Origin of the sequence: Micromonospora sp. NPDC051006 (genome assembly GCF_044456245.1) — a bacterium.
Taxonomy (GTDB): Bacteria; Actinomycetota; Actinomycetes; order Mycobacteriales; family Micromonosporaceae; genus Micromonospora.
Genome location: NZ_JBITFP010000002.1, coordinates 190,335 through 208,591, shown reverse-complemented (window position 1 = coordinate 208,591; position 18,257 = coordinate 190,335). Strand labels below are relative to the sequence as shown.

The following is an 18,257-nucleotide window of genomic DNA, read 5'->3' as shown; positions in this document are numbered from 1 at the left end:
GCAGCGTTTTTCCCCGTGTCGAGGAGTACGTGGATGACCCTGCACGCCCAAGATCAGTCCCTGGATGTGGAGCTGGCCGCCGAGCGGGCCCACCTGGACACCTCCCGAGCCGCGCTGAGCCGGATGCGCGAGCGGGCCAAGGCCCTCTTCTCCACCGGTGACCAGGTGGCCGGCGACGCGTACGCCGCCGAGACGCTCGGCCGGACGCTGGCCCGCCGGGTCGCCGAGCTCGCCGACGACCCGACCACCCCGCTCTTCTTCGGCCGGCTCGACTTCGGCGCCGGCGCCGACGGTCTGGACGGCGAGATCCCGGACACCGTCGACGGCGACGCGACGTACGCCGATCACGCCGGCCGGCGCTACCACATCGGCCGGCGCCACGTCACCGACGAGCGCGGCGAGCCGCTGGTGCTCGACTGGCGTGCCCCGATCTCCCGGTCGTTCTACCGGGCCAGCGCCCGGGACCCGCAGGGGATCGCGACCCGGCGCCGGTTCGGCTTCAGCACCGGGGTGCTCACCAGCTTCGAGGACGAGCACCTGGACCGGGGCGAGGAGCTGGGCACGGCCAGCCGGATCCTGACCTCCGAGATCGAGCGGCCGCGCGTCGGGCCGATGCGGGACATCGTCGCCACCATCCAGCCCGAGCAGGACGAGCTGGTCCGGGCCGACCTCGCCGACTCGATCTGCGTGCAGGGAGCGCCGGGCACCGGTAAGACCGCGGTCGGGCTGCACCGCGCCGCGTACCTGCTCTACCTGCACCGGGAGCGGTTGCGGCGGGCCGGCGTGTTGATCGTCGGGCCGAACCGGGCGTTCCTGTCGTACATCGCGGCGGTGCTGCCGGCGCTCGGCGAGGTGGAGGTCGAGCAGTCCACGGTGGAGGACCTGCTCGCCCGCGTGCCGATACGGGCCGTGGAGGAGCCCGCCACGGCCACGCTGAAGCACGACGCCCGGATGGCCGAGGTGCTGCGTCGCGCGGTCGAGGCGCACATCGGGGAGCCGACCGAGCCGATCATGGTCTCGGACGGCTCGTTCCGCTGGCGGATCGGCCTGGACCCGCTGCACCGGGTGATCGAGGAGACCCGCCGGGAGGGGCTGCCGTACGGCGTGGGCCGGGAGCGGGTGCGGGCCCGGGTCGTCAGCCTGCTGCAACGACAGGCCGAGGCGCGCCGGGCGGAGTCGCCCGGCGATCCCTGGCTGCGCCGGATGGGGAAGTCCCGGCCGGTGACCGGGTTCCTCGACGCGGTCTGGCCGGCGCTCACCGCGGAAGGCCTGGTCTACGCCCTGCTCGCCGACCCGGCGGCGCTCGCCGCAGCGGCGGACGGGCTCCTCACCGAGGCCGAGCAGGCCCTGCTGACCTGGTCCAAGCCGGCACGTACCGCCAAGGCGACCCGCTGGACGGCCGCGGACGCGGTCCTCATCGACGAGGCGTCCGGGCTGATCGAGCGGCCGGGCGGCTTCGGCCACGTGGTGCTCGACGAGGCTCAGGACCTCTCCCCGATGCAGTGCCGGGCCATCGCCCGACGCAGCGAGCACGGGTCGATCACCCTCCTCGGCGACCTGGCTCAGGGCACCGCGCCGTGGGCCGCCACGGACTGGCGGCAGTCCCTGACCCACCTGGGCAAGCCGGACGCCGCCGTGGTCCCACTGACCGTCGGCTTCCGGGTGCCGGCCGCGGTGGTCGAGTTCGCCAACCGGCTGCTGCCGGCGCTCGCCGTGGACGTACCCCCGGCCGAGTCGCTGCGCCGGGACGGCGGCCTGGACATCCGTACCGTGACCGACCTGGCCGCGGCGACGGTGGCCGAGGTGCGGGCGGCGCTCGCGCACGACGGCTCGGTCGGCGTGATCGCCGCCGACGACACGGTGGACGGGCTGCGCACAGCGCTCGCCGACGCGGGCGTGCCCACCGCGACCGCCGACGACGTGGCCACCGCGGCGCGGGTCACCGTGGTCCCCGCGACCCTGGTCAAGGGCCTGGAGTACGACCACGTGGTGGTGGTCGAGCCGGCCGCGATCGTGGCGGCCGAGCCGCGCGGCCTGCACCGGCTCTACGTGGTGCTCACCCGGGCGGTCTCCCGGCTCACGGTGCTGCACGCCGAGCCGCTGCCGGCGCTGCTGGCCGACTGACCGCGCGCCTTTCCGAGGCCCGGCGAAGCGGCGCTGCGCCGGGGTCGCTCAGCCGGAGAGGGCGGCGGCGACCGCGCGCAGCGGCCGGCCCGTCTCGGCGATCGGCACGGTGAAGGCGAACCACGAGCCGTCGGCGAAGTCGAGGCGCAACCGCTTCGGGTTGAGCCGGTGCCAGCCCACCCGGGCCGACGCCACCTCCGCGCGCGGCGCGGACCAGGCGATCCGGGTCTCGGCCAGCGACCGCTCGTCGTCCGCGCGGCTGGACAGCAGCTTCACCGGCCCGGTGAGGCAGACCAGCAGCCGCCGGTCGGTGGCGGCGAGCAGGACGTCCCGCACCGTCCCGACCGGCCGGGGCGATCGCAGCGCGTGGTGCAGCCGGGAGGCGGCGGAGCCCGGGACCCCGCGGCCGGCGACGCCCCAGGCGATCCGATCCACCAGTCGGTCGCCGGGCGCCGAGGTGACCAGCGGAACGAGCACGTTGAGCAGGGCCGACCCGACGGTCACCCGGCCGGGCGCCGCCGGCGCGGCCGGGTCGGGCGGGGGCGCGGGCGTCGCCCCGTTGGCGGCCTCAGCCTTCGCGTACGCCAACACCCGCTCACCCGGCTCGGTGAGCTGTCCGATCCGGTCGCGGTAACTGGTCTCCTGCACCGGGTCAGTATCGGGCGTGGCGGTCGGCCCCGGTGCCCCGCGACCGTCGGGTGCTCTCGTGCGCCGCGCTTCGACACTCGTCCCCGACCGCACCCCCGCCAGGGGACAACAAAGTTGGCGCCAACCCGGTACACAGAGAACCGGCAGTTCACCGGCAAAGGAGAACGCTCATGATCCTCGCCCGCGCCGATCAGGCTAGCCGCCGGTACGGTGACGTCCTCGCCCTCGACCGGGTCGACCTCGAGGTACGCGCCGGTGAGCTGGTCGGTCTACTCGGCCCGAACGGGGCCGGCAAGAGCACGCTGATGAACCTGCTCGTCGGGTTGCGCCGCCCGACCTCGGGCCGGGTCGAACTCTTCGGCGGCGACCCGCGCGACCCGGCGTCCCGACGGCAGATCGGGGTGACCCCGCAGGAGACCGGGCTCCCGGGCACCCTGCGGGTCGGCGAGGTGGTCGACTTCGTCTCCGCGCACTACCCCGACCCGGTACCCCGCGACGAACTGCTCGACCGGTTCGGCCTGACCGAGCAGGCGCGGCGACAGACCGGGGGGCTCTCCGGCGGCCAGCGCCGCCGGCTCGCGGTGGCCCTGGCCTTCGTCGGCCGGCCCCGGCTGGTGCTGCTCGACGAGCCGACGACCGGCCTGGACGTGGAGGCCCGACACAGCCTCTGGGAGGCGATCCGCGGGTTCCACGCGGACGGCGGAGCGGTGCTGCTCTCCAGTCACTACCTGGAGGAGGTGGAGGCGCTGGCCCGCCGGGTCGTGGTGATCGGGCAGGGACGGGTGCTGGCCGACGACACCATGGCGGCGGTCCGGGCCGTGGTCGGCGTACGGCGGGTCAGCCTCGTCGCCGACCGGCTGCCCACCCTGCCCGGCGTGGTACGCGCCGAGCGGATCGACGGCCGCACGCACCTGCTCACCACCGACGCCGACCAGCTCGTGCGGGACCTGGTCACCGCCGGGGTGGCCTTCACCGACCTGGAGGTACGCCCCACCTCGCTGGAGGAGGCGTTCCTCGCGATCACCTCCGACGTGCCACCGGCCGACGCCGAGAACGAGCCCGACGTCCGCGCCGCTCCGGCCGGCACCACCGCCTGAGGAGGCGACCGTGCAGCTTGCCCTGGTCCACGCCCGCTACCAGCTGCTGGAGATCGTCCGGATCCCGGTCGCCGTCTTCGGCAGCGCGTTCTTCCCGGCTGCCGCGATGCTCTTCTTCGTGGTCCCGTTCGCCGGCGACGACCCGACCGGCGCCACCTTCGCCACCGCCTCGATGGTCACCTTCTCGGTGATGAGCGCCAACATCTTCCAGTACGGCATCGGCGTGGCCGAGGACCGCGACCAGCCGTGGAACCCGTACACCCGGACCCTGCCGGCCGGGCCGGCGCCCCGGTTCGCCGGCCGGGTGCTGGCCGGTCTGGCGCTCACCTACCTCTCGCTGATCCCGGTGGTGGTGATCGGCGCGACGCTGACCGCCGCGCAGATCACCCCGGCGGCGTTCCTGCTGGCGATCGGCACGGTCGCGGTGGTCTCGGTGCCGTTCACCCTGATGGGGCTCGCCATCGGCTACTCGCTGCCGAGCAAGGCGGCGATCGTGATCGCCCAGATCGTCTTCTTCCCGCTCGCCTTCGGCGGTGGCCTGCTCTCCGCCCCCGGCGAGGCGCCCGGGTTCATCGAGGCGCTCGCGCCCTACCTGCCCACCCGAGGAGCGGTCGAGTTGATGTGGGCGGCGGTGGGCGACCACCCGGTGCGGCCGTTGTCCCTGACCATGCTGGGCGTCTGGGTGGTGCTGCTGGCAGCGCTCGCCGGCTGGGCGTACCGACGGGACGAGGGTCGCCGGTTCAGCTGAACTTTCGTCCGATTTCGCCCCGTACGTCGGCGGGACGGTGCCAGGATTCCGGCAGGGGGCCGGTCTCGGCCACCGGAGCCGAGAGGGGTCGCCGTGAGCACCGTCCCGCCGGGCACGCCCTGCTGGGCCGACCTGGCCACCCCCGATCTCGCCGACGCGCGACGCTTCTACCCGGAGCTGTTCGGCTGGACCGGCCAGGTGGCCCCGGAGCCGGAGGCGGGCGGCTACACGGTGTTCAAACTCTCCGGCCGGGCCGTGGCCGGGGCGGGTCCGCCGGCCATTCCCGACCAGATCCCGATCTGGTCGACGTACGTCGCCACCGACGACGCCGACCTGGTCGCGGGCCGGGTCGAGCGGGCCGGCGGGCAGGTGGTCGTGCCGCCGTTCGAGGTCTTCGACCGGGGGCGGATGGCCGTCTTCGCCGACCCGGCCGGCGCCTCGTTCAGCGTCTGGCAGCCGATGGCGATGCCCGGCGGCGAGGTGTTCAACGTGCCGGGCGCGATGAGCTGGAACGAGCTGGTCACCCCCGACCCGGAGGGGGCCAAGGTCTTCTACGAGCTGGTCTTCGGCTGGCAGCCGGACGACCAGCCGGTCGGCTCGATGACCTACACCGGCTGGCGGCTGGGGGCGCGGATCGTGGCCGGGATGATGCCGCCGCTGGCCGACGACTTTCCGACGGACCTCCCGGCGTACTGGACGGTCTACTTCGCGGTCGCCGACGCGGACGCCGCCGCGGCCCGCGCCGCCGAGCTGGGCGGGACCATCCTGGTGCCGCCGCGCGACATCCCGGTGGGGCGGTTCGCCGCGCTGCGCGACCCGCAGGGCGCGCTCTTCTCGGTCATCGACGTCGGCAGCGAGTGATCGGGGTCAGCGGCGGCGGACCGGCACGACCAGCGGGCCGTGCTCACCGTCGACCACCCGGACGCTGGCCCCGTAGTGCGCGGCGAGCAGCCGCTCGGTGAGCACCTCGCGCGGGGCGCCGGCGGCGGCCACCCGGCCCCCGTCGAGCAGCACCATCCGGTCGGCGTACTCGCCGGCGATGGAGAGGTCGTGCATGGTCGCGCAGACGGTCAGCCCGTGCTCGCGGCGCAACTGGTCGACCAGCTCCAGCACCTCCTGCTGGTGACCGATGTCCAGCGCGCTGGTCGGCTCGTCGAGCAGCAGCAGGGTGGCGCCCTGGGCCAGCGCGCGGGCCAGGAAGACCCGCTGCCGTTCACCTCCGGAGAGGGTGGCCAGCTCGCGCCGGTGGAAGCCGGTCAGGTCCAGCCGCTCCAGCACCTCGTGCACGGCGGCCAGATCGGCGGCCGACTCCCGACCGAGCGCCGGGATGTACGGGGTCCGGCCGAGCAGCACGTAGTCCAGCACCGACATGCCCGGCGGCACGACCGGGGACTGGGCCACCGTGGCCACCACCCGGGCCCGGTCGCGGCGGCGCAGCGACCCGATCGGCTTGCCGAAGAGGGTGACCTCGCCCTTCGTGGGCAGCAGGCCGCCGACGGCGCGCAGCAGGGTCGACTTGCCCGCCCCGTTCGGGCCGATCACGGTGACCCACTCGCCGGCGGCGACGGTCAGGTCGACCCCGGCCAGGATCCGGGCCCCGTCCAGGGTGACGTGCAGATCCCGCACCTCGATGGCGGCGGAGGCGGCGGTGCTCACGTCAGCACCCGGCGGGCGGTACGCAGGACCAACACGAAGAACGGGCCGCCGAGCAGTGCGGTCACCACCCCGATCGGGATCTCGGCCGGCGCGGCGGCGGTGCGCGCCACCACGTCGGTGAGCGCCAGGAAGGCGGCGCCGAAGAGCAGGGAGAGCGGCAGGATCACCCGGTAGCTCGACCCGGCGAGCAGTCGCACGGTGTGCGGCACGATGATGCCGACGAAGCCGATCAGACCGGTCGCGGAGACCGCCGCCGCGGTGCCCAACGAGGCCGCCGCGACCAGCAGGTAGCGGGAGCGCTGCGGGTGCAGCCCGAGGCTGGTCGCCTCGTCGTCACCGACCGAGAGCACGTCCAGCTCCCGCCCGTGCAGCAGCACCACCACGGCGGTCAGCACGGCGTACGGCAGCACCAGCAGCACGTCGTGCCAGCCGGCCGTGGCCAGCCGGCCGAGCAGCCAGGAGTAGACCGCCTGGATGCTGTCGGAGTGCCGTTGCAGCAGGTAGGTCTGCCCGGCGGAGAGGAACGCGGAGACCGCCACCCCGGCCAGGATCAGCATTGCCGGGGAGCGGCTCCGGCCGCCCGCCGCGCCGAGCAGGTAGGTCATCGCGACCGCGCCGAGTGAGCCGACGAACGCGGCGAGCGGGATGGTCACCGGCAGCCCGGTGAGCGCGCCCGCCGTGCCGGCGCCGCCGAGCGCGATCACCGCGGTGACCGCGAGGCCCGACCCGGCGGCCACCCCGAGCAGGTACGGATCGGCCAGCGGGTTGCGGAAGACGCCCTGGTAGCAGCCGCCGGCCAGGGCGAGCATCCCACCGACGAGCAGGCCGAGCACCACCCGGGGCAGCCGCAGCTCGGTCACGATGGCGATCTCGCGCTCGTTGAGTCCGCTCTCCAGGTGCACACCGGGCAGCAGGTTGAGCAGTTCGGCGGCGACGCTCCCGGGCGGCAGGGTGACCGGGCCGAGGGACACCCCGGCCACCAGCGCGACGAGCACCGCGATCACGCCGGTCACCAGCCAGATCGGGCGCAGGCCGGCCGGCCGGGACGCGGGCGGCGTCCCGGCCGGACGGGCCGGCGGTGCGGTCTGGGCCACCGGAAGCGCCCTGGTCACCGGGGGAGGTCGTTCACGCGGGCACCTTGGCGACCGCGTCCACGATGGAGCGAAGCAGGTCGACGACGCGCGGGCCCCAGCGCGAGGCGACGTCGTCGTCCAGCGCGATCACCTGGTTGTTCTTCACCGCGGTGAGCCCGGACCAGCCGCTGCGCGCCTTGACCGTCTCGGCGCTCTGCTGGCAGCACTTGGTGTCGGCGAGGAAGATGAAGTCCGGGTCGGCCTTGACGATGACCTCCTGGGAGAGCTGCGGGTACCCGCCGTTCTTGCCGTCGGCGTCGGCCGGGTCGGCGATGTTCTCCAGGCCGGCCATCGCGTAGAGCGAGCCGATGAAGGTCTTGCTGGTCGCGCTGTACAGCTCCGTGCCCAGCTCGTGGTAGTAGGTCAGCTTCTCCGGGCGCTGCGGCAGGTCCTTGACCAGCTTGCCGATGTCGTCCTTCATCCGCCCGGTGACGTCGGCCGCCGCGTCGGCGTGCCCGGTGAGCGTGCCCAGGTCGGTGATCTGCCGGTACGAGTCGTCCAGCGTGGTCGCCGCCGGAGTGAGCAGCACCGGGATCTTCAGCGCGGTGAGCTGGTCGACGACCTTGTTGGTGTCGTTGGAGAGCACCACCAGGTCGGGGTTCTTGGCGGCGATCGCCTCGGCGTTCGGCTGGAAGCCGGAGAGGTCGCTCTTCGGCGCCTCCGGCGGGTAGTTCGAGTTGTCGTCGACCGCGACCACCTGCGGGCCGGCGCCGATGGCGAAGAGCATCTCGGTCACCGACGGCGAGAGCGAGATGATCTTCTCGGGGCGCTTGTCGAGCGTGAGCTTGCCGACCGTCACCGGGTAGGCGACGCTCGACGGGCCGGTGCCGGCCGCGGGCTGGTCGTCGGTCTTCTGCGCGCAGGCGCCGAGGGCGAGCGCGGCGACCGCGAGGGTCGCGGCGAGAAGCCGGGGGGTACGTCTGGACATGGTCCTCCTGTCGGCCGAGGAGCGTGGTGCTTCGCCGACAGGGAGTGCGCCCGTCCGCGAGGCGCCCTTCCTCGAGAGCGCGGGTCGCGACCGCTCCGCAGGCGACCTGGCTCGTCCCCGCCGCGCGGCGTCGGCCGGAGGGCCGTACGCGGCTCGGCGCCGGCAGGGCCGGCGCCGGCGGCATCCGGCCGGACGGGCCGGGCGCCGCGGTGGGGCATCACAGTTGCGGGACAGCGCCGGTTTCGCACCGGCTTCGCTGTGGATCGGTCGGTAAGACGGTAGCGCACCGCCGGGACGTGCCCGATCGATGACGACTCGATCGGAGAGAGTCGATCAGCCTGGCGGGCCGGAACGGTCGTTCACTGGCGGTATGTCCGGGATCCGGCGAGCCGGCCGGGGTGGTGGGGCCCCGTCGGGGGCGGGACGGGGCCCCACCCGATCAGGAGGAGGTGATGGTGACGTTGTCCACAGCCGCCTCGACCAGGCTGGCCCCGGAAGCGTCAGCCGCCTCCACCAGGATCCGGACGGACTGCCCGGCGTACGGGGTGAGGTTCAGGTTCGACACGGTCCAGGCGCCGTTGCGGTTGCTGGCCGCGCCGGCCTGGGTGAGCAGGGTGGTGGTGCCGCCGTTGTGCACCACGCTGACCCGGAAGTAGTCGGCCGACGAGGCGTTCGAGCCGTGCGCCAGGTACCAGGCCAGCGAGAGGGTGAGCGTGCCGCTCGCCGGCAGGGTCACCGCTGGGGACCGGGCGCTGGTCGCCCCGCCGTCCAGGTCGTAGTCGCCGGCCCCGGTGCCGGCGAGCCGGCCGGTGACCAGGTCGTTGCTGCCGGCGTACGGGGTGAGCTGCTTCGCGCCGCTGGACGTGGTCGCCTGGGCGGCGCCCCGCTCCCACGCCCCGAGGGTCGCGGTGTCCGTGCCGGCCGGGTTGATGGTCCAGCCGGTGGCGGTCTCGAAGGTGTCCGACCAGACCGTGGTGCCGCCACCACCGCCGCAGTACTGCGCCTGCTTGCCGATCGCCCGGTACGGGCAGTCGGCGTACTCGCTGAGGATCAGCACCGCCTCCCGATTGCGGGAGGTCTGCGCGGGGATCACCTCGTCGGGCGGGTAGAAGCCGCCGCCGGAGGCGGAGCCCGGGTACATCTCGAAGGTGTAGGCCCAGATGCCGTGGGTGGCCCACATCCAGTCGATGCTGTCCCCGTCGGTGATGTAGAGGTCGCTGGACTGCTCCGGGGTGTAGCCGTTGGTGGCCGCCATCTGCTGGCCGATGGTGGCGAAGGTGTTGTACTGGTCGGCGTTCATCCCGGGCGCGGTGTTCGCGGTGGTGTAGCCGTAGGGCCAGAGCACCAGCTGCGAGTAGGTGTGGAAGTCGATGTTGGCCTTGATCTGCTGGACGCCGCCGACCACCCGGCTGTTGACGAAGTTGCGCAGCGCCTGGGTCTCCGGCGCGGAGAACGCCGAGGGCCCCCGGTACGTCTCCGACGAGGTGGAGCCGGACGAGCCCCCGCAGCAGCCCCAGTTGTAGCTCCAGTTGCGGTTGAGGTCGGTGCCGACGTACGACGAACCGCTGTTCGGCTGGCGGTTCTTCCGCCAGGAGCGGTACGAACCGGTGGCGATGTCGTACTCGCTGCCGTCCGGGTTGACCGTCGGCACGATCCAGATCTCCCGCCCGTTGACCAGGTTGGTGATCCGCGAGTCGCTGCCGTAGCTGTCCGTGAAGAGGTTGAGCAGGTAGATCGCCATCTCCACGGTGAGGTGCTCGCGGGCGTGCTGCTGGGCGTTGAAGAGAAGCTCCGGCTCGTTCTCGTCGGTGCCGACGTTGTCGGAGATCTTCACGGCCATCAGGTCCCGGCCCTCGTACGAGCTGCCGATGCTGAGCTTGCGGGCGATCCCCGGGTGGTCGGCGACGACCTGGTTCACCACCGCGGTCAGCTCCGCGTAGTCGTGGTAGTTCGAGTCGGCCGGCGGGAAGGCCTGAACGCCCACGTCGCCGTCCGCGTGCTCATGGGTCGGTGGCTCGGCGATCGGCTCCAGGCGGAAGCCGAGCCGGGCGATCGCGGCGGCCTCGGCCGAGGTGGCCGAGATGTGCAGCACGCCGTGTTCGCTGTAGTCGATGGCCGCTCCGGTGCGGGCCACCGCGTTGCGGTCGGCGAGGGTGCGGGGGCCGAGCACCCGGTAGCTGGCGGCGGCGGGGGCGGCGTCGGTTTCCGGGGCGGGCCGGGCGGAGACCGGTCCGGTGACGACGGTGGCGAGCGCCAGGCCGGTGACGACGGCGAGCGCCAGGGCACGGCGGAGACGAAGGGGCGTGCGGAGGGCCATGGACAACCTCCTCGGGGTACGGGGAGATCCCGTTCGGTGCTGCACACTTCACCATCGGTCACATGGTCATATCAATATTGATCGCTGCCTAATCCATGCCAAGCGGATCATCACTCTGGCAATGATTTTCCATCTGTCTACATCTGGCGAAACTTCCTTCCGGGCGGGAGACTGACCAGCGACGATGCCCGACCTCCAGACCCGCGGAGCACCCATGGCCAGATCACGCCTACGCGTGGCCGCCCTCGCCGGCGTCACCGCGCTCACCCTCCTCGGCACCGCCGTTCCCGCCGGCGCGGCCGCCCCGGTCACCGACGACCGGACCGCCGCGTCCCGGTCGATCAGCCACGACGAGCAGATCACCTTCCAGGAGTGGTCCCGCTACCCGGACTGGCGCCGGGGCAGCCACGCCGGCACCCGGGCGGTGCCCGGCGCCAACCCGGGCCTGACCCTGGCTCGTCCCGCCGGCACCACCGACTACACCGACCCGCACACCGGGACCACCCGCAGCTGGGAGTACGCGACCTGGACCTCGCCGGTCACCCAGGTCGGCTTCGACGCCACCGAACTGGTGGCCTCCTGGAACGCGAAGACGCCCGCCGGAACGTGGGTCCAGGTCGAGCTCCAGGGCAGCTACAACACCGGTGAGCAGACCCCGTGGTACGTGATGGGTCGCTGGGCCGCCGGGGACGCCGACATCAAGCGGACCACCGTCAACCGGCAGGGTGACCCCTGGTCGACGATCTGGACCGACACCTTCAGCATCGACGACGCCACGGCCGGGGTGCTGCTGCGGGCCTACCAGCTGCGGCTGACCCTCTACCGGGCGCCCGGGCAGACCGCGGCGCCGGTGGTGCACATGCTCGGCGCGATGAGCTCGAACGTGCCGGACCGGTTCACCGTCACTCCCAGCGCCGGGCACATCGCCTGGGGCGTCGAGCTGCCGGTGCCGCGCTACTCGCAGAACGTCCACTCCGGCCACTACCCCGAGTACGACGGCGGCGGCGAGGCCTGGTGCTCCCCCACCTCCACCGAAATGGTGGTCGAGTACTGGGGACGCAAGCCGTCCGCGGCCGACACCGCCTGGGTGGACCCGACCTACCCGGACCCGACGGTCAACCACGCCGCCCGGATGACCTACGACTACGCCTACGACGGCGCCGGCAACTGGCCGTTCAACACCGCGTACGCCGCCAGCTTCCCCGGCCTAGAGGGACGGGTGACCCGGCTGCACTCCCTGGACGAGCTGGAGCGCTTCATCGCCGCCGGCATTCCGGTGGTGACCAGCCAGTCGTTCCTCGCCAGCGAGCTGGACGGGGCGAACTACGGCACCTCGGGCCACCTGTTCGTGGTGGTCGGCTTCACCGCCGAGGGCGACGTGATCGTCAACGACCCCGCGTCGTCCAGCAACGACGTGGTGCGCAACGTCTACCAGCGGGAGCAGTTCGAGCAGATCTGGCTGCGGACCAAGCGGATCAACGCCAGTGGCGGGGTCTCCGGCGGCTCCGGTGGCATCGCCTACCTGATCAAGCCGACGCACAAGCCCTGGCCGCACGTCCCCGGCTCCACCAACTGGTGAGAACGGACGAGCCCGGCACGGTCGCGGTCGACCGTGCCGGGCTCGCCGGTGAAATCAGTCCTGGCCGGTAGCGGTCGAGAAGGCCCCGTCCGCCGCCCGCTGCTCGCGACGCCGCCGAACCGCCCGCAGGATGACGACCACCCAGATCACCGCGGCCACCACGCCGGCGAGGGAGAGCCCGGTGACGATCAGCCAGGTGGAACCGCCGGTGGTGGAGAAGACCCCCTTGCGGGCGCCCGAGTCCCGGGCCGGTGCCGTTGCGCCCTGCGTGAGCCCGTCGGGCGCGTCGTAGAGGATGACGTCCGCCCGCTTCTCACCGCTCTCGGCCACGAAGTCCCCGTGCCAGGTGCAGCTACGCCGTCCGCACTCCTCCTGCACGGCGGTGAAGGTGCCCGCCGTTCCGCCGCCGCCCTTGGCCTGCCAGGCCGGCCCGAGGTCACCGGCGCCCATGACCAGTCCGATGACGGCGATGACCGGAAGGCCGACCCAGACGAGCACCTTGGCCCGCCAGTCGCTGATCTTGCTGAGAGTTCCCACGGCGGCAGACCTTAGCGAGCCGGACCCGGTCGTACCGCCCCGTTTTCCGACCCGCCCCCCGCTGCCGGCCCTAGTCGACCCGCCGCTGGCCCTCGCCCGGCTGACCCTCGCCCGACTGGCCGTCGCTCGGCTGGTCGTCGCCGGCCAGCGCCGAGCGGAGGCGCTCCTTCTCGCTCCGGCGCCGCTCGGCCGCGCCGGCCATCTCCCCGGCCATCTCGTCCCGCCAGCCCTTGAGCAGGAAGAACGAGAGCGCGGCGGAGAAGACCAGGGCCAGCATCAGCCTCAGGAAGAGGTTCATGTCGACCAGCCAGAGGGCCGCCAGCACGAGCACGAACAGCCCGATCCGGCCCAGCGTGTACTTGACCGACGCGCTCACCTGCACCACTCCGTTCTCCGCCGCCGGCCCGTCCGGCGAGCGGTTTCAGCCCGTTCGGCGGGCCAGCCACCGGACGCCGGGAAACCACAGCACCGCGTAGACCACCGTGAAGGCGGCCGCCGCCAGCGCGCCGGTCAGCAGCGACGGCAACCCGGCCGCCACCCCGGCGACCAGCAGCCCGGCGACCACCGCGACCGCGGCGGCGAGCAACCCCGCCACCACCCGGGCCGCGCCGAACGCCCAGGCCCGAAAGTCCTCCCAGAAGAGCCAGGCCGGGAGGATCACCGCGAGCCACCCGTTCGCCCGCCCAAACTCGCCCGCCCCGAACGAGGCGAAGGCCCAGTCGAACAGGACCAGGGCGAGCACCCCGATCACCCAGCCGGCCAGGCTCACCCCGAGCAGGTCACCGAGGGTACGGATGCGCCCCTCGGCGTCGCGCCGGGGAAAACCGCTCTGCTGTTCCGTCATCGACAACGAGGGTACGTGCCGGCTCAGGCCCAGACCTGCTGCGGTTCGGCGCGCCGCTCGGCCAGCGACGGCGCCCTGTCGTACTCCCGGACCACGTTGTAGCGGGTGTCCCGCTCGACCGGCTGGAAGCCGGCGTCCCAGATCAGGTGGAGCAGGTCGTCGCGGTGCATCGTGTTCGGCGTGCCGTACGAGTCGGCGTCGTGCGTGATCTTGTATTCGACGACCGAGCCGTCCAGGTCGTCGACGCCGAAGTTCAGCGAGAGCTGGGCGACCGAGAGGCCGTGCATCACCCAGAAGCACTTCACGTGCGGGACGTTGTCGAAGAGCAGCCGGGAGACCGCGAAGGTCTTCAGCGACTCGGCCGGCGAGGCCATCGTGGTCTGGGCCTGGATCCGGTTACGGATCTTGCCGTCCGCCGAGTCGACGAAGTCGTGCTGGTAGCGCAGCGGGATGAAGACCGCGAAGCCGCCGGTCTCGTCCTGCAGCTCGCGCAGCCGCAGTACGTGGTCGACGCGGTGCCGGGGCTCCTCGATGTGCCCGTAGAGCATCGTGGCCGGGGTCTTCATGCCCTTGCTGTGCGCCAGGGCGTGGATCCGCGACCAGTCCTCCCAGTGGCAGGCGTGGTCGACGATGTGCTGGCGGACCTCCCAGTCGAAGATCTCCGCGCCGCCGCCGGTGAGCGACTCCAGGCCGGCGTCCATCAGCTCGTCGAGGATCTCGTCGGCGGAGAGGCCGCTGATCTTCTCGAACCACTGCACCTCGGTGGCGGTGAAGCACTTGAGCTTGACGTTCGGCAGCGCCGCCTTCAGCTCGCGCAGCACCTTCGGGTAGTAGCGCCAGGGCAGCGTCGGGTGCAGGCCGTTGACGATGTGCAGCTCGGTGAGCTGCTCGTCCTCCATCTCCTTGGCCTTACGGACCGCCTCGTCGATGCGCATCGTGTAGGCGTCCTTCTCACCGGGCTTGCGCTGGAAGGAGCAGTAGGCGCACGACGCGGAGCAGACGTTGGTGAGGTTAAGGTGCCGGTTGACGTTGAACATCACCCGGTCGCCGTTGAGCTCGGTACGCCGGTGGTGGGCCAGCCGACCCAGCCAGACCAGGTCGTCGCTGTCGTAGAGGGCGATCCCGTCCTCCCGGGTCAGCCGCTCCCCGGCGTACACCTTCGCTTCGAGCTCTCGCTTGAGTCCGGCGTCCATGGCACGTCCCTTCCACCTGCGGTCCCGGTCGAGGGTACGTCGGAGCACCGACCACCCCGCCGGCACGGTCCGCGGAAGCGACCCGGTTCAGCAGATTCTCAGCCTCCCGTTACCCGGCCACGCATCGACAACATTGCCCTGATTGAGGTAAGAACGGGTGGGGAGCGACACACTGGTAGCGTCCCCACGGCCGCGCCACCGGCGCGGCGTCTGCCTGTCGGACGGGGAGCGGAATGGTTGACAGCGGGCTCGGGCGGCGACGGCGACGACGGCGGAGCCCGGTGGTCTCGCCGGTGCTGCGTCCGAGGCTCTGGTCCGCCCTGCTCGGCGCGATCGCCGCCGCGGTGCTGGCCGCACCGGCCTACGCCGACCCCGGCGTACCCACCACCGTGCCCGACTCCGGCGTCCGGCCCTCGGTCACCGGCTCGTTCCAGCTGCCCGGCGGCGCACCCGTGGTCGGCACCCCGGTGACCCCGGGCACCCCGGTCGGCGGCACCCTCGGTAGCGGGCCGTTGGCCACCCAGGTCTACACCGCACAGACCCAGGTCGGGCTGCTCGGCGAGACGCTGCTTCAACTACGCCAGAAGCGCACTGACGCGGAAACCCGGCTCGCCGCCGCCGACCAGGAGATGAAGCTCGCCCGCGACGGCCTGACCCGGGCCCAGGAGCAGGCCGACACGGTCGCCGCCGAGGCGCTCAAGGCCGCCGCGGCACTGCCCCCTGGCGAGTTCGCCAACGACATCCAGGGGCTCAGCGAGCTCCAGCGGATCAACCGGGGCGAGAAGGTCGAGGGGTCGACCACGGCCGCGGCCGGTGAGCTGGCCCGGGCCCGGGCCGCCGAGCAGACCGCCTACCAGGCCTACTCGGCGGCGGAGGCGGCACTCAACGCCGCCCGGGCCGAGTTCACCGCCGGCGAGAAGGCGCTGCACACCGAAGAGGCGAAGCTGCTCAAGCTGCGCCGCGACAACTCCGCGCAGCTCATCCAGCTCGAGCGCCAGCAGGAGGCCGCCGAACAGCAGCTCGGGGCCGGTTACCTCCAGGGTCAGGACGTCAACGGCCTGGCCGCCCACCCCCGGGCCATGGCCGCGGTGCGCTACGCCCTCGCCCAGCTCGGCGACCCTTACCTCTGGGCCGCCGAGGGGCCGAACCGGTTCGACTGCTCCGGCCTCATGTGGGCGGCCTACCGCTCCAAGGGGGCCGACTACTTCGACCTGCCCCGGGTCTCCCGCGACCAGTACTACGCCACCCGCGGCCGCACCGTGGACCGCAGTGCGCTGCTCCCCGGCGACCTGCTCTTCTTCGCCTCGGGCAGCAACTGGTCGACGATCCACCACGTCGGGATGTACATCGGGAACGGCAAGATGGTGCACGCTCCGACCACCGGCGACGTCGTCAAGATCTCCACGGTGACCTGGTCCCGGCTCTACGCCGCCACCCGGGTGATCGGGGCGGTGCCCGCGCCGCCCACCGGCACTCCGACGCCCACGCCGCCCCCCACGTCGACCCCGACCCCGACGCCCACACCCACGCCCACCGGCTCGAGCACGCCGCGGCCCACGCCGACGAAGACGACCGGCGCGACCAAGCCTCCGCTCCCGCCGAAGCCGACCACCCCCACGCCCACACCCACGCCGAGCACGTCGACCAGCCCGACGCCGAGTGTGGCGCCGTCAAGCGTCGCGCCGTCCAACAGTGCCAGCGAGGACACCTCGACCGGCAGCCCGTCGGCGTCGTCCTCCGAGACCCAGAGCGCCGGCAACTAGGCCGGAAGGCTGGACTCCGGCTGTCCCGCCGGGGTGGAATGTGGCACCGTGGCACCCAGGCACGCCCGGTCCCGGCCGGGTTCTGGGTGCGAGCGTTGCGCGGAGGGCGAGCATGGCCGATCAGAAGGTCCCGGCGGAGACGTCCGGCCCGGCTCCCACGCCCGACGGCGGGGCCGACACCCCGCCCCGCATGGGGCCCGACGCCACCTCCGACGGCCCGACGGCCGCACCCGCGGGCGGGGACGCCGAGCGCTCGGCCGACGCGAGCCGGGCCGACGCCGAGCCGGCACCTGCCGAGTCGGCGGTGGGCAGGAGCGAGTCGGAGCCGGCGAAACCGGTACGGGCACGCGCCAGCGTGACCACCGCCGCCGCACCCGCCGAGGGGGCTCCGCCGGTCGGTGCGAACGCCGGCACCACCTACCGGGGCGCGGGCTCGGACAGTTCCGGTGGCTCCGCCCTGCCGGGCCAGCGGCACGGCTCGACCGCGCCCGCCCGGGCCCGCGCGTCCGTTCCGGGTACGGACCGGGTCGCGGCCGGGACGACGGGTACGCCGGCAGGCCGGGCCAGCGTCGCGGCGCCCAGCACCAGCCAGGCCACCGCCGACGCGGGCGCCGCCCGGGCCAGCGTCGCGGTCCCCGGTTCGAGCCGGGCCACCGCCGACGAGGCGGAAGCGGGGGCGCGGGCAGGGACGCCCGGGGTCTACCGGTCCGGCCCGGTGAACCCGGAACCACCGGAGCCCGCACAGCCGCCGGAGCCGGCGCAGCCGCCGAAGCCGCCCACCCCGGAACCGGAGCCGGCCCCCGCGCCCACCCCGCCGGTGCCCGGGCCGACCCCGCCCTCCCCGGCCCCGCCGATGCCCGGGCCGACCCCGCCGGGGCCGCGCCCGACGCCGCCTCCGGGGCCGCGTCCCACGCCGCCGCCCGGCCCGGTGCCGCCCATGCCGGGCCCGCCGGCGCCACCGCCCGGGCCACCGGTGCCACCGCCACCGTCGCCGCCCGGCCCGATGCCGGCGCCGCCGTTCCCCCCGCCCCCGGCGACGTCCGCGTTCCCGGTGTCCGCCCCGGCTGCTCGCGCCGCCGCGCCGATCTCGGCACCACCCGGCGGACGGGCCGGCGCACCCGTCCCGGCGCCGCCGGTCGTGCCCGAGCCGGCACTGCCGGGCTGGCCGCCGGCAGCCAGCCCCGCCGAACTGGGTGCGGCCGGGAACTCCTCGACGGCGGGGGCGCGCGGCGGTTCCTGGCCGAGCGGGGCCCAGCCGTCCGGCGCGCCGTCCGCGTCCGCGCTGGGTGGCGTCCCGGCCGCCCGCACCCCGGCCGGCGGCAGCACCCAGGTGAGCGGGTCGGGCAGCGCCCATTCGGGCCGCTACGACGGCGGCCCGGACCTCGGCACGGTCTACAGCGCCAGCACCGACGGCCCCGGCTTCACCACGATCGCGCTGCCGAGCCCGGCGGAGACCTCCGGTTCGTTGACCGGGCACATCCTGGCGCAGGGCTGGTCGGACACGCCGGCCGAGCGGTCGAGCAACACCCGGGTGGTGGTCGTGCTGGCCGCCTCCCTCGGGCTGCTGGTGGTGATCAGCGTGCTCATCGTGCTGCTGGCCGGTGACGCGGTGGACGGGCTGATCGGCAGCGTGCTGAGCGGCTGATCCGGCCCCGCCGCGCCGCGCCGGGGCGCGCTCACCGGCCCCTCC

16 protein-coding genes are annotated in these 18,257 nt (G+C 73.6%); 7 read left to right on the top strand and 9 right to left on the bottom strand.

Features of this window, described 5'->3' with window-relative positions; translation table 11 throughout:
- Positions 1-33: 33 nt before the first annotated feature.
- On the top strand, positions 34-2,124 hold the full coding sequence (locus ACIBBA_RS04685) for a HelD family protein (protein WP_396693771.1): 2,091 nt from the start codon (positions 34-36) through the stop codon (positions 2,122-2,124).
- Between the two features lie 48 nt (positions 2,125-2,172).
- Here ACIBBA_RS04685 and ACIBBA_RS04680 read toward each other — a convergent pair whose 3' ends face one another.
- On the bottom strand, positions 2,173-2,772 hold the full coding sequence (locus ACIBBA_RS04680; protein WP_396693769.1) for a hypothetical protein: 600 nt from the start codon (positions 2,770-2,772) through the stop codon (positions 2,173-2,175).
- Positions 2,773-2,942: 170 nt separating this feature from the next.
- Between ACIBBA_RS04680 and ACIBBA_RS04675 the strand changes: the two genes are divergently transcribed.
- The 3 genes from ACIBBA_RS04675 (at position 2,943) to ACIBBA_RS04665 (ending at position 5,478) form a co-directional block, all read left to right on the top strand.
- On the top strand, positions 2,943-3,869 hold the full coding sequence (locus tag ACIBBA_RS04675) for an ABC transporter ATP-binding protein (protein WP_396693767.1): 927 nt from the start codon (positions 2,943-2,945) through the stop codon (positions 3,867-3,869).
- A 10-nt stretch (positions 3,870-3,879) separates the two neighbouring features.
- A complete protein-coding gene (locus ACIBBA_RS04670; protein ID WP_396693765.1) occupies positions 3,880-4,617 on the top strand; it encodes an ABC transporter permease in 738 nt (245 codons plus the stop codon).
- A 93-nt stretch (positions 4,618-4,710) separates the two neighbouring features.
- A complete protein-coding gene (locus tag ACIBBA_RS04665) occupies positions 4,711-5,478 on the top strand; it encodes a VOC family protein (protein WP_396693762.1) in 768 nt (255 codons plus the stop codon).
- Between the two features lie 6 nt (positions 5,479-5,484).
- On the opposite strand, the gene ACIBBA_RS04660 is transcribed toward ACIBBA_RS04665, so the two are convergent.
- From ACIBBA_RS04660 to ACIBBA_RS04645, 4 genes are all read right to left on the bottom strand, one after another.
- Positions 5,485-6,249 carry an ABC transporter ATP-binding protein gene (locus tag ACIBBA_RS04660; RefSeq protein WP_396694314.1) on the bottom strand — a complete coding sequence of 255 codons (765 nt, stop codon included), beginning with the start codon at positions 6,247-6,249 and terminating at the stop codon, positions 5,485-5,487.
- A gap of 20 nt (positions 6,250-6,269) precedes the next feature.
- Positions 6,270-7,367 (bottom strand): FecCD family ABC transporter permease, encoded by a 1,098-nt coding sequence (locus ACIBBA_RS04655; protein WP_396694312.1) that lies wholly within the window; start codon positions 7,365-7,367, stop codon positions 6,270-6,272.
- Between the two features lie 31 nt (positions 7,368-7,398).
- Positions 7,399-8,334, bottom strand: coding sequence for an ABC transporter substrate-binding protein (locus tag ACIBBA_RS04650; protein ID WP_396693760.1), 936 nt, complete (start codon positions 8,332-8,334; stop codon positions 7,399-7,401).
- Between the two features lie 439 nt (positions 8,335-8,773).
- Entirely contained in the window at positions 8,774-10,651 is a 1,878-nt protein-coding gene (locus tag ACIBBA_RS04645) for a M14 family zinc carboxypeptidase (protein ID WP_396693758.1), read from the bottom strand.
- A 214-nt stretch (positions 10,652-10,865) separates the two neighbouring features.
- On the opposite strand from ACIBBA_RS04645, the gene ACIBBA_RS04640 reads away from it, so the two are divergent.
- Entirely contained in the window at positions 10,866-12,230 is a 1,365-nt protein-coding gene (locus ACIBBA_RS04640) for a C39 family peptidase (RefSeq protein WP_396693756.1), read from the top strand.
- 54 nt (positions 12,231-12,284) lie between these two features.
- On the opposite strand, the gene ACIBBA_RS04635 is transcribed toward ACIBBA_RS04640, so the two are convergent.
- The 4 genes from ACIBBA_RS04635 to mqnE form a co-directional block, all read right to left on the bottom strand.
- On the bottom strand, positions 12,285-12,767 hold the full coding sequence (locus ACIBBA_RS04635) for a hypothetical protein (protein ID WP_396693754.1): 483 nt from the start codon (positions 12,765-12,767) through the stop codon (positions 12,285-12,287).
- Positions 12,768-12,837: 70 nt separating this feature from the next.
- A complete protein-coding gene (locus tag ACIBBA_RS04630; RefSeq protein ID WP_396693752.1) occupies positions 12,838-13,143 on the bottom strand; it encodes a DUF4229 domain-containing protein in 306 nt (101 codons plus the stop codon).
- Between the two features lie 45 nt (positions 13,144-13,188).
- Positions 13,189-13,611: a hypothetical protein gene (locus ACIBBA_RS04625; RefSeq protein WP_396693750.1), complete on the bottom strand. Its 423-nt coding sequence runs from the start codon at positions 13,609-13,611 to the stop codon at positions 13,189-13,191.
- 23 nt (positions 13,612-13,634) lie between these two features.
- The gene (gene mqnE / locus ACIBBA_RS04620) at positions 13,635-14,804 is read right to left on the bottom strand and encodes an aminofutalosine synthase MqnE (protein ID WP_396693748.1); all 1,170 of its coding nucleotides are present in this window, start codon (positions 14,802-14,804) and stop codon (positions 13,635-13,637) included.
- A gap of 233 nt (positions 14,805-15,037) precedes the next feature.
- Here mqnE and ACIBBA_RS04615 point away from each other — a divergent pair, with 233 nt between their 5' ends.
- Both ACIBBA_RS04615 and ACIBBA_RS04610 read left to right on the top strand, forming a co-directional pair.
- On the top strand, positions 15,038-16,567 hold the full coding sequence (locus tag ACIBBA_RS04615; protein WP_396693746.1) for a C40 family peptidase: 1,530 nt from the start codon (positions 15,038-15,040) through the stop codon (positions 16,565-16,567).
- 112 nt (positions 16,568-16,679) lie between these two features.
- Positions 16,680-18,212: a hypothetical protein gene (locus tag ACIBBA_RS04610; RefSeq protein ID WP_396693744.1), complete on the top strand. Its 1,533-nt coding sequence runs from the start codon at positions 16,680-16,682 to the stop codon at positions 18,210-18,212.
- Positions 18,213-18,257: the final 45 nt, after the last annotated feature.

What these genes read in the sequence shown, in the direction of transcription:
- ACIBBA_RS04610 (WP_396693744.1), top strand. Translation starts at nt 16,680, where the DNA reads ATGGCCGATCAGAAGGTCCCGGCGGAGACGTCCGGCCCGGCTCCCACG.
- mqnE (WP_396693748.1), bottom strand. Translation starts at nt 14,804, where the DNA reads ATGGACGCCGGACTCAAGCGAGAGCTCGAAGCGAAGGTGTACGCCGGG.
- ACIBBA_RS04615 (WP_396693746.1), top strand. Translation starts at nt 15,038, where the DNA reads ATGGTTGACAGCGGGCTCGGGCGGCGACGGCGACGACGGCGGAGCCCG.
- ACIBBA_RS04645 (WP_396693758.1), bottom strand. Translation starts at nt 10,651, where the DNA reads ATGGCCCTCCGCACGCCCCTTCGTCTCCGCCGTGCCCTGGCGCTCGCC.
- ACIBBA_RS04640 (WP_396693756.1), top strand. Translation starts at nt 10,866, where the DNA reads ATGGCCAGATCACGCCTACGCGTGGCCGCCCTCGCCGGCGTCACCGCG.
- ACIBBA_RS04650 (WP_396693760.1), bottom strand. Translation starts at nt 8,334, where the DNA reads ATGTCCAGACGTACCCCCCGGCTTCTCGCCGCGACCCTCGCGGTCGCC.
- ACIBBA_RS04625 (WP_396693750.1), bottom strand. Translation starts at nt 13,611, where the DNA reads ATGACGGAACAGCAGAGCGGTTTTCCCCGGCGCGACGCCGAGGGGCGC.
- ACIBBA_RS04675 (WP_396693767.1), top strand. Translation starts at nt 2,943, where the DNA reads ATGATCCTCGCCCGCGCCGATCAGGCTAGCCGCCGGTACGGTGACGTC.
- ACIBBA_RS04685 (WP_396693771.1), top strand. Translation starts at nt 34, where the DNA reads ATGACCCTGCACGCCCAAGATCAGTCCCTGGATGTGGAGCTGGCCGCC.